Source organism: Vibrio cionasavignyae (genome assembly GCF_050337155.1).
Classification (GTDB): domain Bacteria; phylum Pseudomonadota; class Gammaproteobacteria; order Enterobacterales; family Vibrionaceae; genus Vibrio; species Vibrio nomapromontoriensis.
Genome location: NZ_JAKJSR010000017.1, coordinates 162,667 through 178,064, shown reverse-complemented (window position 1 = coordinate 178,064; position 15,398 = coordinate 162,667). Strand labels below are relative to the sequence as shown.

17 protein-coding genes are annotated in these 15,398 nt (G+C 44.8%); 16 read left to right on the top strand and 1 reads right to left on the bottom strand.

All coding sequences use genetic code 11. From position 1 onward, the window contains the following. Positions 1-25 precede the first annotated feature (25 nt). The 5 genes from queA to secF all read left to right on the top strand — a co-directional run bounded on the left by queA (position 26) and on the right by secF (position 5,717). Positions 26-1,078 carry a tRNA preQ1(34) S-adenosylmethionine ribosyltransferase-isomerase QueA gene (gene queA / locus L4D74_RS14255; RefSeq protein ID WP_428752752.1) on the top strand — a complete coding sequence of 351 codons (1,053 nt, stop codon included), beginning with the start codon at positions 26-28 and terminating at the stop codon, positions 1,076-1,078. Between the two features lie 169 nt (positions 1,079-1,247). Next, the gene (tgt, locus tag L4D74_RS14250) at positions 1,248-2,381 is read left to right on the top strand and encodes a tRNA guanosine(34) transglycosylase Tgt (protein ID WP_428752751.1); all 1,134 of its coding nucleotides are present in this window, start codon (positions 1,248-1,250) and stop codon (positions 2,379-2,381) included. Positions 2,382-2,551: 170 nt separating this feature from the next. Further along, positions 2,552-2,881: a preprotein translocase subunit YajC gene (gene yajC / locus L4D74_RS14245; RefSeq protein WP_265676090.1), complete on the top strand. Its 330-nt coding sequence runs from the start codon at positions 2,552-2,554 to the stop codon at positions 2,879-2,881. 22 nt (positions 2,882-2,903) lie between these two features. Continuing rightward, positions 2,904-4,760 (top strand): protein translocase subunit SecD, encoded by a 1,857-nt coding sequence (gene secD / locus L4D74_RS14240; protein WP_428752750.1) that lies wholly within the window; start codon positions 2,904-2,906, stop codon positions 4,758-4,760. Positions 4,761-4,769: 9 nt separating this feature from the next. Next, on the top strand, positions 4,770-5,717 hold the full coding sequence (gene secF / locus L4D74_RS14235) for a protein translocase subunit SecF (protein WP_428752749.1): 948 nt from the start codon (positions 4,770-4,772) through the stop codon (positions 5,715-5,717). Between the two features lie 195 nt (positions 5,718-5,912). On the opposite strand, the gene suhB is transcribed toward secF, so the two are convergent. Further along, on the bottom strand, positions 5,913-6,716 hold the full coding sequence (suhB, locus tag L4D74_RS14230; RefSeq protein ID WP_265676087.1) for an inositol-1-monophosphatase: 804 nt from the start codon (positions 6,714-6,716) through the stop codon (positions 5,913-5,915). Between the two features lie 177 nt (positions 6,717-6,893). Here suhB and trmJ point away from each other — a divergent pair, with 177 nt between their 5' ends. The 11 genes from trmJ (at position 6,894) to ndk (ending at position 15,262) form a co-directional block, all read left to right on the top strand. Continuing rightward, positions 6,894-7,625, top strand: a complete 732-nt coding sequence (trmJ, locus tag L4D74_RS14225) for a tRNA (cytosine(32)/uridine(32)-2'-O)-methyltransferase TrmJ (protein WP_428752747.1) — start codon at positions 6,894-6,896, stop codon at positions 7,623-7,625. Positions 7,626-7,737: 112 nt separating this feature from the next. Continuing rightward, positions 7,738-8,244, top strand: a complete 507-nt coding sequence (gene iscR, locus L4D74_RS14220; RefSeq protein WP_265676085.1) for a Fe-S cluster assembly transcriptional regulator IscR — start codon at positions 7,738-7,740, stop codon at positions 8,242-8,244. Positions 8,245-8,273: 29 nt separating this feature from the next. Then, the gene (locus L4D74_RS14215; protein ID WP_428752746.1) at positions 8,274-9,488 is read left to right on the top strand and encodes an IscS subfamily cysteine desulfurase; all 1,215 of its coding nucleotides are present in this window, start codon (positions 8,274-8,276) and stop codon (positions 9,486-9,488) included. A 33-nt stretch (positions 9,489-9,521) separates the two neighbouring features. After that, positions 9,522-9,902: a Fe-S cluster assembly scaffold IscU gene (gene iscU / locus L4D74_RS14210; RefSeq protein ID WP_265676083.1), complete on the top strand. Its 381-nt coding sequence runs from the start codon at positions 9,522-9,524 to the stop codon at positions 9,900-9,902. A gap of 56 nt (positions 9,903-9,958) precedes the next feature. Then, positions 9,959-10,282, top strand: a complete 324-nt coding sequence (gene iscA, locus L4D74_RS14205; RefSeq protein WP_265676082.1) for an iron-sulfur cluster assembly protein IscA — start codon at positions 9,959-9,961, stop codon at positions 10,280-10,282. A 49-nt stretch (positions 10,283-10,331) separates the two neighbouring features. Continuing rightward, positions 10,332-10,847 (top strand): co-chaperone HscB, encoded by a 516-nt coding sequence (gene hscB / locus L4D74_RS14200; protein ID WP_428752744.1) that lies wholly within the window; start codon positions 10,332-10,334, stop codon positions 10,845-10,847. Between the two features lie 23 nt (positions 10,848-10,870). Then, on the top strand, positions 10,871-12,721 hold the full coding sequence (hscA, locus tag L4D74_RS14195) for a Fe-S protein assembly chaperone HscA (protein ID WP_428752743.1): 1,851 nt from the start codon (positions 10,871-10,873) through the stop codon (positions 12,719-12,721). Between the two features lie 19 nt (positions 12,722-12,740). Next, a complete protein-coding gene (gene fdx, locus L4D74_RS14190) occupies positions 12,741-13,079 on the top strand; it encodes an ISC system 2Fe-2S type ferredoxin (protein WP_428752741.1) in 339 nt (112 codons plus the stop codon). A gap of 21 nt (positions 13,080-13,100) precedes the next feature. Then, complete coding sequence (iscX, locus tag L4D74_RS14185) at positions 13,101-13,301, top strand: Fe-S cluster assembly protein IscX (protein ID WP_428752739.1); 201 nt, start codon at positions 13,101-13,103, stop codon at positions 13,299-13,301. Positions 13,302-13,477: 176 nt separating this feature from the next. Then, complete coding sequence (gene pepB, locus L4D74_RS14180) at positions 13,478-14,773, top strand: aminopeptidase PepB (protein ID WP_428752738.1); 1,296 nt, start codon at positions 13,478-13,480, stop codon at positions 14,771-14,773. 63 nt (positions 14,774-14,836) lie between these two features. Further along, on the top strand, positions 14,837-15,262 hold the full coding sequence (gene ndk / locus L4D74_RS14175) for a nucleoside-diphosphate kinase (protein WP_428752737.1): 426 nt from the start codon (positions 14,837-14,839) through the stop codon (positions 15,260-15,262). The last annotated feature ends 136 nt before the right edge of the window (positions 15,263-15,398 follow it).

Here is a 15,398-nt window from a genome sequence, read left to right as displayed (position 1 = left end):
TCATAGATCAACAAAGATGGGTGTTATGCAAGTTTCAGATTTTCACTTCGACCTACCTGATGAGCTCATTGCTCGTTATCCCACCGCTGAACGTAGTGCGAGCCGATTATTACAGCTCACTGGTAATACAGGTGAAGTGGCTGATAAAACCTTTACTGATATTGCCAGCCTTGTTCAACCCGGTGATCTACTGGTGTTTAACAATACTCGAGTTATCCCTGCGAGAATGTTTGGACGCAAAGCGTCTGGCGGCAAGTTGGAAGTGTTGGTTGAGCGTATGCTTGATGATAAGCGCCTATTGGCTCATGTACGTTGCTCTAAATCACCGAAAGTAGGCACAGAGCTGCTTCTTGGTGAAAATGACGACTATCAAGCTATCATGGTAGCAAGACACGACGCCCTGTTTGAAATTGAAATTCAATCAGAGAAAACGGTGTTGGAAGTGTTAAACGACATCGGTCACATGCCATTACCTCCTTACATTGATCGTCCTGATGAGGATACTGATAAAGAGCGCTACCAAACCGTTTACAATGAGAAACCGGGGGCTGTCGCAGCCCCAACAGCAGGGCTTCATTTTGATGATAAAGTCTTGGCAGATATTAAAGCGAAAGGCGTGAACTTCGCTTACGTGACTTTGCATGTTGGCGCGGGCACCTTTCAACCTGTTCGCGTAGATAATATTCACGATCACCACATGCATTCTGAATATGTTGAAGTGACCGATGAAGTGGTTAAAGCCATTGCTGAAACTAAAGCGAATGGTGGCAGAGTGATTGCGGTTGGAACAACATCGGTACGCTCTTTAGAAAGTGCAGCCCAAGATGCTAAAGCGAAAGGGACAGAGCTCGCGCCATTTTTTGGCGATACTGAAATTTTCATCTTCCCAGGCTATGAATATCAAGTTGTTGACTGCCTAGTTACCAATTTTCACTTGCCAGAATCGACGTTGATCATGCTAGTGAGCGCATTTGCTGGCTATGAGAATGTGATGGCGGCTTATCAGCATGCCGTAGATAACCAGTACCGTTTCTTTAGCTACGGTGATGCGATGTTTATTACCAAAAAAGTAAACTAACGAGCGGCATCAAGAGGTTTAATTTCACTCAAGGAGCCAGTGAGAGTTTAGGTAAGGAATACCAGTAAGCGCTTGGCAGAAATGTCGGCGCAATCGAGTGCGACAAGCTACGCTTGTTAGTGCGTTTTGATATTGAGTCAGACTGTGTCTCTGGCGAATTGGAGGCTTCGTGAAATTACAATACGAACTTAAAAAGAAAAATGGTCACGCGCGTCGTGGTCAATTAACGTTTGAACGTGGGACAGTGCAGACCCCTGCATTTATGCCAGTGGGTACTTACGGTACTGTGAAAGGCATGACGCCGGAAGAGGTTAAAGATACTGGAGCAGAAATTCTGCTTGGTAATACTTTCCACCTTTGGCTTCGTCCTGGTCAAGAAATCATGAAGCTGCACGGTGACTTGCATGACTTTATGAACTGGCAAGGTCCAATCTTGACTGATTCAGGCGGTTTCCAAGTCTTTAGCTTAGGCGCAACGCGTAAGATCACAGAAGAAGGCGTTCATTTCCGTAGCCCGGTAAATGGTGACAAAGTCTTCATGGATGCTGAAAAGTCAATGGAGATTCAAAAAGACCTTGGCTCTGATGTTGTAATGATCTTTGATGAGTGTACGCCGTATCCTGCTACGCATGATGAAGCGAAGAAATCCATGGAAATGTCACTACGTTGGGCACAACGTTCTCGTGACCACTTCGATAAGCTAGAGAACACGAATTCGTTGTTTGGTATTGTTCAAGGTGGCGTTTACGAAGATTTACGTGACGTTTCAGTTGAAGGCTTAACGAATATTGGCTTCGACGGGTATGCGGTTGGTGGTTTAGCGGTAGGTGAACCTAAAGAAGATATGCATCGCGTTCTCGAGCACACAACGCCAAAACTTCCAGAAGATAAACCTCGCTACCTAATGGGTGTAGGTAAACCGGAAGATCTCGTTGAAGGTGTTCGCCGAGGTATTGATATGTTCGATTGCGTTATGCCAACGCGTAATGCACGTAATGGTCACTTATTTGTCACTGGTGGCGTTATCAAGATCCGTAATGCAAAGCATAAGACGGATACGACGCCATTGGACCCTGAATGTGATTGTTACACCTGTAAGAATTACTCAAAAGCGTACTTGCATCATCTTGATCGCTGTAACGAAATTTTGGGTGCACGTCTGAACACTATTCACAACCTTCGTTACTATCAGCGTCTGATGGAAAGTATCCGTAAGTCGATTGACGAAGACCGTTTTGATGAATTTGTTCAAGAGTTTTACGCACGTCGCGACCGCGAAGTAATACCAATTGATATGAAATAGTTGGTTAATTTTAAGGCTATCCTTGCAACTGGTGACAAATCCTAGCGCTGGGTCACACTTTTTGTGCTCCGAACAGGCGAAGAAACATTGAGTTACGGTTTGCTTCTTGAAAAGATAAGGGGATAGCCCAATTTTGGATATGTATTTACATTTAACGAGGATGTTTTCCAATGAGTTTGATTAGTTCAGCTTACGCTGCTGAAGCCGCTCCACAAGGCGGTGGTTTTGAAATGTTAATTATGCTTGGTATGTTTGCGGTAATTTTTTACTTCATGATTTACCGTCCACAAGCAAAACGTGCAAAAGAGCATAAAAACCTAATGTCTTCAATGGGCAAAGGCGATGAAGTTCTGACCAACGGTGGTTTAATCGGTAAAATTACTAAGATCGCTGAAGACAACGACTACATTGCTATCGCACTAAACGATAACAACGAAGTGGTTATCAAGAAAGATTTCATCACTGCAGTGCTACCAAAAGGTACGCTGAAGTCTCTATAAAAACAGCTAAAGGATCCTCGCTGTGCTAAACCGTTATCCTCTGTGGAAGTACTTAATGGTGATTTTTGCCATTGCTATCGCAGCATTATATGCGCTTCCCAACCTATACGGTGAAGATCCGGCTATTCAAATTACAGGGGCGCGTGGCGCCTCTGTTGATATGTCGACGCTGGATACTGTCACTCAAGCTCTCGATAAAGAGCAGCTCTCTCATAAGTCTATTGCCTTAGAAAACGGCTCTATTTTAGTTCGTTTTAACAATACTGATACTCAAATTAGTGCACGTGACGTGATCAGCGAAGCGTTAGGCAAAGACTCCATTGTTGCTCTCAACTTAGCGCCTGCTACACCTCATTGGTTAGAAGCTATTGGTGCCGCGCCCATGAAACTGGGTCTAGACCTTCGTGGTGGTGTTCACTTCTTAATGGAAGTTGACATGGACGCTGCGATGGAAAAGTTGGTTGGACAACAAGAAGAAGCATTTCGAAGTGAATTACGTGAAGACCGCATTCGTTATCGCTCTATTCGTCCCTCTGGTAAAGATGGGGTAGAAGTCCTACTTCGTGATGCAGAGCAATTGGCACAAGCCAAAGCCGTACTTGAATCGCAACACCCTGATATGGACTTTTTTGATTCAGACTCAAACGGTCGCTTTGCTATTGTTGCTCGCTTTAAAGAAACTCGCCTGCAAGAAATACGTAATTACGCTGTTGAACAAAACATCACTATTCTACGAAATCGTGTGAATGAACTCGGTGTTGCTGAACCTTTGGTGCAGCGTCAGGGCGCAAGTCGTATTGTGGTTGAGCTACCTGGTGTTCAGGATACTGCCCGAGCAAAAGAAATTCTTGGTGCAACCGCGACGCTTGAATTCCGTGAAGTTGACAGTAGTGCAGATTTAGCCGCTGCAGCTAGTGGCCGAGCGCCTGCTGGCAGTGAAATCAAGTTTGACCGTGATGGTCGTCCTGCCGTTCTGAAAAAACGTATTATCCTTGGTGGAGCAAGCATTACTGATGCGAGTTCAAGTGCGGATGAATATGGTCGCCCACAAGTAAACATCTCACTTGATAGTGAAGGTGGTAACAAAATGGCGGCGTTCTCTCGTCAAAATATCGGTAAGCTTATGGCGACGGTATTTGCAGAGTACAAGGACAGTGGTAAACGTACACCTGAAGGCAAGGTCATTCTCGATAAGCATGAAGAAGTTATCAACCAAGCTACGATTCAGTCAGCGCTAGGTCGTAACTTCCGTATTACAGGTATCGACTCTGCTGCTGAAGCGCATAACTTAGCATTATTGCTTCGTGCTGGTGCGTTGATTGCGCCTATCTCGATTGTTGAAGAAAGAACTATTGGTCCATCAATGGGTCAGCAGAATATCGATATGGGTATCATGGCGTGTATCACAGGTATGATTGCTGTGATGCTCTTTACTTTGGTGTACTACCGTGGTTTTGGTCTATTCGCTAACTGTGCATTAATGGCTAACATCGTCCTAATTATTGGTGTGATGTCAATGATACCCGGCGCGACAATGACGCTTCCCGGTATTGCCGGTATTGTACTGACCGTCGGTATGGCGGTAGATGCGAACGTACTGATTTTTGAGCGGATCCGGGAAGAGCTAAAAGAGGGACGTAATCCTCAACAAGCGATCCATCAAGGTTACGCCAATGCATTTAGTACCATTGCCGATGCCAACATCACTACGCTTATTACCGCTATTATATTGTTTGCTGTCGGCACGGGTGCTATCAAAGGCTTCGCTGTGACACTTTCAATCGGTATTATTACCTCAATGTTTACTGCAATTATTGGTACTCGCTGCTTAGTGAATCTGGTATATGGCGGCAAACGTGTTAAGAAACTGTCGATCTAGGAAATAGTTATGTTTGAGATAATGAAAGCAGACAAAACGATCGACTTTATGCGTTGGTCAAAAGTAGCATTCATGTTTTCCATTGCGATGATTGCTGCTGCAATATTTACCCTATCTACTAAGTGGCTGAACTGGGGCTTAGACTTTACCGGCGGTACGCTGATTGAAGTGGGTTTCGAGCAACCAGCTAACCTTGAAGATGTACGAAGTGCATTGGATGCGGAAGGGTTTGGCGATGCAACGGTACAAAACTTTGGTTCTTCACGTGATGTGATGGTACGTCTACGCCCACGTGATGGAGTGCAAGCAGAAGCGTTGGGCAACCAAATTTTAAGCGCGATCCAGCAAGGAACAGGTGAAAGCGTTGAGATGCGTCGCATCGAGTTTGTCGGCCCGAATGTCGGCGATGAGCTCACAGAGGCTGGTGGTCTAGCGATTTTAGTCTCCCTAATCTGTATTTTGATTTACGTATCTATACGATTTGAATGGCGTCTTGCTGCTGGTGCTGTAATGGCCTTGGCTCATGACGTTATTATTACCCTAGGTATTTTCTCTTTACTGCAGATTGAAGTGGACTTAACCATAGTGGCAGCGTTGCTGACCGTTGTAGGTTACTCCCTCAATGATACGATTGTAGTATTTGACCGGATTCGTGAGAATTTCCGAAAAATGCGTAAAGGTGAGCCGTCTGAGGTGATGAATAATTCAATCACACAAACATTGAGCCGTACGTTAATTACCTCGGGTACGACGTTGTTCGTAGTCATCGCATTGTTTACGCAAGGCGGTGCAATGATACATGGTTTTGCACTTGCACTACTGCTTGGTATCACGGTTGGTACTTACTCTTCTATTTATGTTGCTTCAGCGCTGGCGCTGAAACTGGGTATTCAACGTGAACACCTAATGCCAACGCAAATAGAGAAAGAAGGCGAAGAGCTAGACGAAATGCCATAAGTATTTTCGATTGCTATCAAAAAGGCCGCTCAAAATGAGCGGCCTTTTTTTGCTTGTTTGTCCCGTCCTGAAATGTGTTTACACTTTGAGGACGAGACAGTTATTTAAGTGAGATATTTCTTAACGCTAGATGCAAAAAATCCCAGCCTTAAGGCTGGGATTTGAGAAATGCAGTGAATGCTAAGTAATGCGAAATTACTTAAGCATACCTTCATTTGAGTTTTCACGAATGTGCTTAAGCATGGATTTAACACCACGAGCGCTAGACGCTACGATGTTGCCAGACTTCATGTGGTCGGTGCCGCCAGCAAAGTCAGTGACAATCGCGCCAGCTTCACGAGCAATCAGATCGCCAGCAGCCATGTTCCAAGGCTTAAGACCTAGTTCGAAGTAACCATCGACACGACCAGCAGCTAGGTAGCAAAGGTCAAGCGCTGGAGAACCAGTACGACGGAAATCAGAACACTCAACAAACATTGAAGACATGATTTTGAAATAGCTTTCAGAATGCTGCTTTTGCTTGTAAGGGAAGCCAGTACCGATGATGGTACCTTTAAGATCTTTTAGAGGCGTTACGCGAATACGAGCGTTGTTAAGTTGAGCGCCAGAACCACGTTGTGCAGTAAATAGCTCGTTACGCATTGGGTCATAAACACATGCAACTTCTGTTCTGCCCTTCATACGAACAGCAATAGAAACACAGAAGTGTGGTAGACCATTGATAAGGTTAGTGGTGCCATCCAGTGGGTCGATGATCCATTGAACATCACTATCTTTACCTTCAATCATACCGCTTTCCTCAGCAACAATGCTGTGCTCAGGGTAAGAAGTTTGAATAGTATGGATAATGAGTGCTTCAGCTTCTTTGTCTACGTTAGTAACAAAGTCATTAGTGCCTTTCTGTACTGACTCAATGTTGTCAGTGTTTTCAAGTGATTTAGCAATATGGTTGCCAGCTTTACGCGCAGCGCGTATAGCGATATTTAGCATTGGATGCATACGAATTTTCCCAACGGATGTTAAAGAACAAAAAGCGGCGGCGAGTATATCAAAGATTGGGGAAAAGGGAAGTGGTTATTTTTTGTCCTGTCATTCGTGTGAATAAAAAGACCCTGACTATTTTAGTCAGGTTTATGTTATTATTCGGCGGTTTTGTAATCTTGGTGCTATTTGACAATGCTAGACAACGTTAAGATCATTCTCGTCGGAACTTCTCATTCTGGAAATATAGGCTCTGCAGCTCGTGCGATGAAAGTCATGGGATTAAGCCAGATGGTGTTAGTTGATCCTCAATGTGAAGTAGACGCGCAAGCTGTCGCGTTAGCCGCAGGTGCGAGTGATATCGCCTTGGGTGCAACAATTGTCTCCTCATTAGAAGAAGCGGTCGAAAACTGTGGGTTGGTTGTGGGCTCAAGCGCACGCTCTCGCACATTAGATTGGCCTATGATTGAGCCACGTGAATGTGGACAACGTTTTGCTATTGAAGGTGAAAAGCACCCAGTAGCGTTAGTCTTTGGACGCGAGCGTACCGGTCTTACTAATGATGAACTGCAGCTGTGTCATTTTCATACCTGCATTCCGGCTAACCCTGAATACAGCTCGTTGAACTTAGCGATGGCGGTTCAAACGTTAAGCTACGAAGTTCGTGTTGCTCACCTAGATAGAGAGAGCCAGCAGTATCCTGCTCAAGATGAACCTGATTATCCGCGCCATAAAGAGTTGGAATTATTCTACCAACACCTTGAAAATGTGATTACGGATACCCAGTTCATCTCTAAGGATAAGCCTAACCTTGTCATGAATAAGCTACGTAGACTATTTAGTAGGGCTCGTCCTGAATCTCAAGAAATCAATACCTTGCGTGGTATTTTGACATCTATTGATAGAATGCTCGCGGGTAAAAAATAACCACCTTAAGTGTGTGGATGAATACCTGACTATTTTAGTCAAATAAATACTTGATTAAAATAGTCAGGTATGAAAAAATTGATTCCACAAAGACAATGTGGAAACGTGTGATATGAGATTAACATCAAAAGGAAGATACGCAGTAACAGCGATGCTCGATGTCGCGCTGCACTCACAGCAAAGCCCAGTCCCGCTGGCCGATATTTCTGAGCGTCAAGGGATTTCCCTTTCTTACTTAGAACAGCTGTTTTCTAAACTGCGTAAAGCCGGACTAGTCTCAAGTGTCCGTGGTCCTGGTGGAGGTTACCGCCTAGGTACTGACGGCGCCGACATTTCCATTGGTACGGTTATCGCCGCTGTGGATGAGTCGGTCGATGCAACCAAATGCGCTGGCAAAGGTGATTGCCAAGGCGGTACTCGTTGTCTCACTCACACGTTATGGCGAGATTTAAGTTCTCGTATTAGCGACTTCCTAAACAATATCACTCTTGGTGAGTTGATGGTTGATAATGAAGTCCTTGAAATTTCAGACCGTCAAGACATAGATCTTACGGTCAATAATGGGTTTTCCAGAAAAAATAATAACGCTGCCCCCATCGGCATTAATGTTCGCTCGTAAGTAGTGTTGCTTTTACATTGGAGTAAAGAATGAAACTGCCTATATATTTAGACTACTCTGCCACTTGTCCAGTAGACCCTCGTGTTGCTGATAAGATGGTGAAATTCATGACAATGGACGGAACGTTTGGTAACCCAGCGTCGCGTTCGCACCGTTATGGATGGCAGGCAGAAGAAGCAGTAGATAATGCACGTGAGCAAATTGCAGATTTGCTGAATGCAGACCCTCGTGAAATTGTTTTCACATCGGGCGCAACAGAATCAGATAACCTTGCGATTAAAGGTGCAGCACATTTTTATGGCAAGAAAGGTAAGCACGTTATTACCTGCAAAACTGAACATAAAGCCGTTTTGGATCCATGCCGCCAGCTAGAGCGTGAGGGCTTTGAGGTGACTTACCTAGAGCCAGAAACAAACGGTATCATTGATCTTGCTAAGCTAGAAGCGGCGATGCGTGAAGATACGGTATTAGTGTCTATCATGCATGTAAATAACGAAATTGGTGTTATTCAAGACATTGCTGCGATGGGAGAGTTATGTCGTAGCAAAAAGATCATTTTTCACGTTGATGCTGCTCAATCAGCGGGAAAATTGCCTATCGATGTGCAAGAAATGAAAGTGGACTTAATTTCGCTTTCTGCACACAAGGTTTATGGCCCTAAAGGTATCGGCGCACTATACGTCCGTCGTAAGCCACGCATTCGCTTAGAAGCGCAAATGCACGGTGGCGGTCACGAACGAGGTTTCCGCTCTGGCACATTAGCGACTCACCAAATTGTGGGTATGGGCGAAGCGTTTGCTATTGCTAAACAAGATATGCAGAAAGATTACGAGCATGCAAAAGCACTGAGCGAGCGTCTCTATGCTGGTGTGAAAGGTCTTGAAGCCGTGACAGTTAATGGCGACTTAGACATGCGTGTCCCACATAACTTGAACATCAGCTTTGCTTTTGTTGAAGGTGAGTCACTACTGATGTCATTGAAAGATCTTGCAGTTTCATCGGGTTCTGCATGTACATCTGCCAGCCTAGAGCCTTCTTATGTGCTTCGAGCACTCGGCTTAAATGATGAACTTGCACATAGCTCTGTACGTTTTTCCTTTGGTCGCTTTACGACAGAAGAAGAAATTGATTATGCCATTGAGCAAATCAAAACAGCAGTGAACAAGTTACGCGACATGTCTCCTCTATGGGATATGTATAACGAAGGGATTGACCTAGATACGGTTGAGTGGGCACACCACTAATCTCAAGGATATAGAGGATTCGAGGAAAATATTATGGCTTACAGCGAAAAAGTAATTGATCACTATGAGAACCCACGTAACGTAGGTTCATTTGATAAGAATGATCCAAACGTCGGTAGCGGCATGGTTGGTGCTCCAGCGTGTGGTGATGTAATGAAGCTGCAAATCAAGGTAACACCGGAAGGTATTATCGAAGATGCTAAGTTTAAAACCTACGGCTGTGGTTCAGCTATTGCGTCGAGTTCACTTGTGACTGAGTGGGTGAAAGGCAAGTCAGTGGACGAAGCCGCAGCAATTAAGAATTCAGAGATTGCAGACGAGTTAGAGTTGCCACCCGTTAAGGTGCACTGTTCTATCCTTGCCGAAGACGCGATTAAAGCTGCCGTTGCTGACTACAAGAAAAAGCACGACTAAATTCTAGGTTAATACCTAAAAAATTGATTCAATAGATTAAAAGATAAGGTTGTAGTATGGCCATCTCCATGACAGACGCAGCAGCAAGTCGCGTAAAAACATTTCTCGATAACCGTGGTAAAGGCCTTGGTTTACGCTTGGGTGTGAAAACCACTGGGTGTTCAGGAATGGCGTACGTGCTTGAGTTCGTTGATGATCTAGACGATGGTGATGAGGTATTTGAACACGCTGGTGTAAAAGTCATCATTGATGCTAAAAGCCTTGTCTATCTAGATGGAACAGAATTGGATTACGTAAAAGAAGGTTTAAACGAAGGTTTTGAATTCAACAACCCTAACGCAAAAGGCGAGTGTGGTTGTGGTGAAAGTTTCAACGTTTAACCGATAAGGAGCTCAGTACTCTGAGCTCCAATAATACGAGTCATACGATATGAATCATTTTGATCTTTTTGGGCTACCTGTTCAGTTTTCTCTGGACGGTAGCCTTCTTTCTTCCCAGTTTCTTGAGCTTCAAAAGCGTTTTCACCCCGATAATTTTGCCTCAGCTTCCGAGCGAGACCGATTATTAGCGGTGCAAAAGGCGGCGCAGATTAACGATGCGTATGAAGTGTTGCGACGTCCCATCTCTCGAGCAGAGTACTTACTGTCCGAAAATGGTATCGATATTCGCGGCGAGCATAAAACCCTTCAAGACCCAATGTTTCTTATGGAACAAATGGAACTTCGCGAAACACTCGAAGACATAGCAAGTTCAGCGAATGCAGAAGAAGAACTTTTTGACTTTGAACGTCAGGTAAGCAAAATGTTTAACGAGCATCTAACCGAGTTAACTCATGAGTTGGAACAGGCTCGTTGGGATAGCGCTGCAGACAGCGTTCGAAAACTCAAATTTATCGCCAAGCTACAAAACGAAATTGAACAGTTAGAAGAAAAATTGCTTGGCTAATGACAGCCTCCAAGGATATTTGAATGGCATTACTTCAAATCGCAGAGCCGGGACAAAGTTCTGCACCACACGAACACAAACTGGCAGCAGGAATTGATTTAGGGACAACTAACTCACTCGTGGCTAGCGTAAGAAGTGGCGAAGCGGCAACGCTCGCGGATTCTCATGGCAACAAGATCTTACCCTCTGTCGTCCACTATGCGCAAGATCAGGTGACCGTTGGCTACGATGCAAGAAATAACGCATCCAAAGATCCAGAGAATACGATCGTGTCGGTTAAGCGATTACTTGGACGCTCTTTAGCTGATGTAAAAGCTCGCTATCCTTCATTGCCTTATCTATTGTCTGAAAGTACTAATGGGCTACCTGTTCTGCAAACTGCTGCAGGAGATAAAAACCCAATTCAAGTGTCTGCGGATATCCTGAAAACACTCGCTGAACGTGCCCAAGCCTCGTTGGGTGGTGAGCTTGCTGGTGTTGTCATTACCGTTCCTGCTTATTTCGATGACGCTCAACGGGTCGGAACCAAAGATGCGGCCAGTCTTGCCGGTTTGCACGTACTTCGTTTACTTAACGAGCCAACTGCTGCGGCTATCGCCTATGGGCTAGATAGTGGTCAAGAAGGCGTGATTGCCGTTTATGACTTAGGCGGTGGTACATTTGATATTTCAATTTTACGCTTATCAAAAGGGGTATTTGAAGTATTAGCAACAGGCGGTGACTCTGCGCTAGGGGGCGATGATTTTGATCATCTTATTGCCGATCACTTCCAAGCGCTCATTGGACTCACTGAGCTAACGTCGGCGCAACAGCGTGAGCTTCTTGACGCGGCGACCCAAGCAAAGATTGATTTAAGTGACGCGGAAAGCACCTCGGTTTCTGTGCTCGGTTGGCAAGGTGAACTCACACGCTCAACATTTAATGACATCGTTCGTCCTTTATTAAAGAAAACGCTTATGTCATGTCGTCGCGCGTTACGTGATGCAGAAGTCGACGCGGAACAAGTTCTTGAAACAGTGATGGTCGGTGGATCTACCCGCACGCCACTGGTTCGTGAAATGGTAGGTGAATTCTTTGGCAAAACACCATTAACATCGATTAACCCTGATGAAGTGGTGGCAATTGGCGCTGCGATTCAAGCGGATATTCTAGCGGGTAACAAACCAGATTCAGAAATGCTGCTTCTAGATGTGATTCCACTGTCTTTGGGTATTGAGACCATGGGTGGACTAGTGGAGAAAATTGTACCGCGCAACACCACAATCCCTGTGGCTCGCGCACAAGAATTTACCACATTTAAAGATGGCCAAACGGCAATGTCGGTGCACATTGTGCAAGGTGAACGTGAGCTGATCGACGATTGCCGTTCGTTAGCGCGCTTTTCTTTAAAGGGCATTCCTCCAATGACGGCGGGTGCGGCGCATATTCGAGTGACCTACCAAGTCGACGCTGATGGTCTGCTGTCAGTGACTGCGATGGAAAAAAGCACAGGTGTGCAATCTGAAATCCAGGTGAAGCCTTCTTATGGTTTAAGTGATGATGAAGTCACGAACATGTTGAAAGACTCGATGACGTACGCGAAAGAAGACATGTTAGCGCGAGCGCTAGCAGAGCAACGTGTTGAAGCGGATCGAGTGATTGAAGGATTAGTTGCCGCAATGCAAGCTGATGGCGATGAACTATTGGATGATGCAGGTAAACAAGCGCTGGTAAGCGCGATAGAAGCACTGATTCAATTACGCAATGGCGACAACGCTGATGCTATTGAGCAAGGTATTAAAGACACTGATAAAGCCAGCCAAGATTTTGCCTCTCGTCGTATGGATAAATCCATCCGAGAAGCATTAGCTGGTCAATCAGTTGACAATATTTAAAAGTAAGGACCAAGTAGTCATGCCAAAAATTGTTGTATTACCTCACGAGGACCTGTGTCCAGAAGGTGCAGTTTTAGAAGCGAAGCCAGGTGAAACGGTATTAGACGTTGCACTAAAAAATGGCATCGGAATTGAACACGCTTGCGAAAAGTCGTGTGCGTGTACCACTTGTCACATAGTAGTACGTGAAGGTTTTGACTCTCTTGACGAAAGTGATGAGTTAGAAGATGACATGCTGGATAAAGCATGGGGTCTTGAGCCAGAGTCTCGTTTAGGCTGCCAAGCAAAAGTGATGAATGAAGATTTGGTTGTTGAGATCCCTAAATATACCCTTAATCACGCATCAGAAGATCATTAAAGCGTCTGCTAAGGAGAGCTTATGAGTTTAACATGGACGGATTCACGTGATATTGCTATTGAGCTGTGTGACAAGTTTCCAGACACTGATCCTAAAACGGTTCGTTTTACCGATTTGCATCAGTGGATTCTTGATTTAGAAGAGTTTGATGATGAGCCTAATCGTTCTAATGAAAAAATTCTAGAAGCCGTCATATTATGCTGGATGGATGAGTACGAATAAGTCGATTATTTGACATACTGTGATGAAAACGGGCCTATGGCCCGTTTTTTTGTATTCAGTTGTTACATTGTTATTAATTCGGATGGGCATGTCATTGGTATTGACTCTACATAATGCTAACATCTCGATAGTTACCAATATGACGAAACATATAATGGACCAGACAAGGAGAAACCATGTCTAATGCACTGTCGGTATTTCTGAGCCAAGAAATGGCACCATCACAATGGGGAGAAGGTGCGACTCTTTCTTATTCAGAGTCAGGTACGACAATTCATCTCGCCGAGAATCTAGACTTAGATGTTATTCAAAGAGCGGCTCGAAAATTGGACTCGCAAGGCATCACATGCGCGAGTCTACAGGGTGAAAACTGGGATTTAGAAGCTACCTGGGCTTTTTACCAAGGTTATCGTAACCCTAAGAAGACAACATCCGTAGAGCTTCCGTCTTTAAGCGAGGCCGATACTCATGAGTTAAATGCTCGCATAAAAGCTTCCGACTGGACGCGCGATATTATTAATAAAAGTGCGGAAGAAGTCGCACCTCGTCAACTTGCGACTATGGCGGCTGAATTTATTAAATCCACTGCGCCAGAGCATGTCACTTACCGCATTGTTAAAGATAAAGACTTGCTGACTGAAGGCTGGACTGGCATTTTTGCAGTCGGTCGCGGATCTGCTCGTACTTCTGCCATGCTACAACTGGATTATAACCCAACCGGTGATCCTGAAGCGCCAGTGTTCGCTTGTTTAGTCGGTAAAGGGATTACTTTTGACTCCGGTGGTTATAGTTTGAAAGCATCAAACTTCATGACGGCAATGAAGGCCGACATGGGTGGGGCAGCGACCATTACTGGCGGGTTAGGGTTAGCGATTCTTCGTGGCTTAAACAAGCGAGTGAAGCTTATTCTTTGTTGCGCTGAAAACATGGTGTCAGGCAGAGCATTAAAGCTTGGTGATGTTATTACCTATAAGAATGGCAAAACAGTAGAAATCATGAATACTGACGCTGAAGGCCGCTTGGTACTGGCCGATGGTCTGATTTTTGCGAGCGAGCAAAACCCAGAAATGATCATCGACTGTGCAACATTAACTGGCGCGGCGAAGAATGCGCTTGGTAATGACTACCACGCTATTATGTCGTTTGATGATGAGTTGACTCATCAAGCTCTGACGAATGCTAATCAAGAGAAAGAAGGGCTTTGGCCGCTTCCACTTGCTGATTTTCACCGTAATATGTTGCCATCAAATTTTGCCGATCTGTCTAATATTAGCAGCGGAGATTACTCCCCAGGCGCTAGTACGGCAGCTGCTTTCTTGTCTTACTTTGTTGAAGACTACCAAAAGGGCTGGGTGCATTTTGATTGTGCTGGCACGTACCGTAAGTCTGCTTCAGACAAGTGGGCCGCGGGGGCGACTGGTATGGGAACACGTACCTTAGCTCGGTTGCTAGTAGAGCAAGCTAAAAAATAATGGCATAAGCCAAGAAATTGCGAAATAAAAAGCAATAGATTACAAAAACTGAAAGGAAGAACGATGACCCTAGAAAGAACATTTTCAATCGTTAAACCCGATGCTGTTGAGCGCAACCTTATCGGTGAGATCTACCACAGAATAGAGAAGGCTGGTCTGAGTATCGTCGCGGCGAAGATGGTTCGCTTAACGGATGAGCAAGCCAAAGGTTTTTATGCTGAACATGAAGGAAAACCTTTTTTTCCGGCGCTGCGTGAATTCATGACATCGGGACCAATTATGGTTCAAGTGTTAGAGGGTGAAGATGCGATTAGTCGTTACCGTGAATTAATGGGTAAAACCAATCCAGAAGAAGCGGCCTGTGGGACGATACGTGCTGATTACGCATTGAGCATGCGCTATAACTCGGTTCATGGTTCAGATAGCCCTGAGTCAGCGGCTCGCGAAATTGAATTCTTCTTTCCAGAGTCAGAAATCTGCCCTCGTTAATTGAAGGCGATAATACAAAGGAGGCGCTAGCCTCCTTTTTTATTGCCTGACCATTGGCTTGTATAAAAAATGTTCACTTATAAATGAAAGCCTTATTATTTTAGGGTTTTGTAGCGCTTGTTGCAGGAGCCTAAAG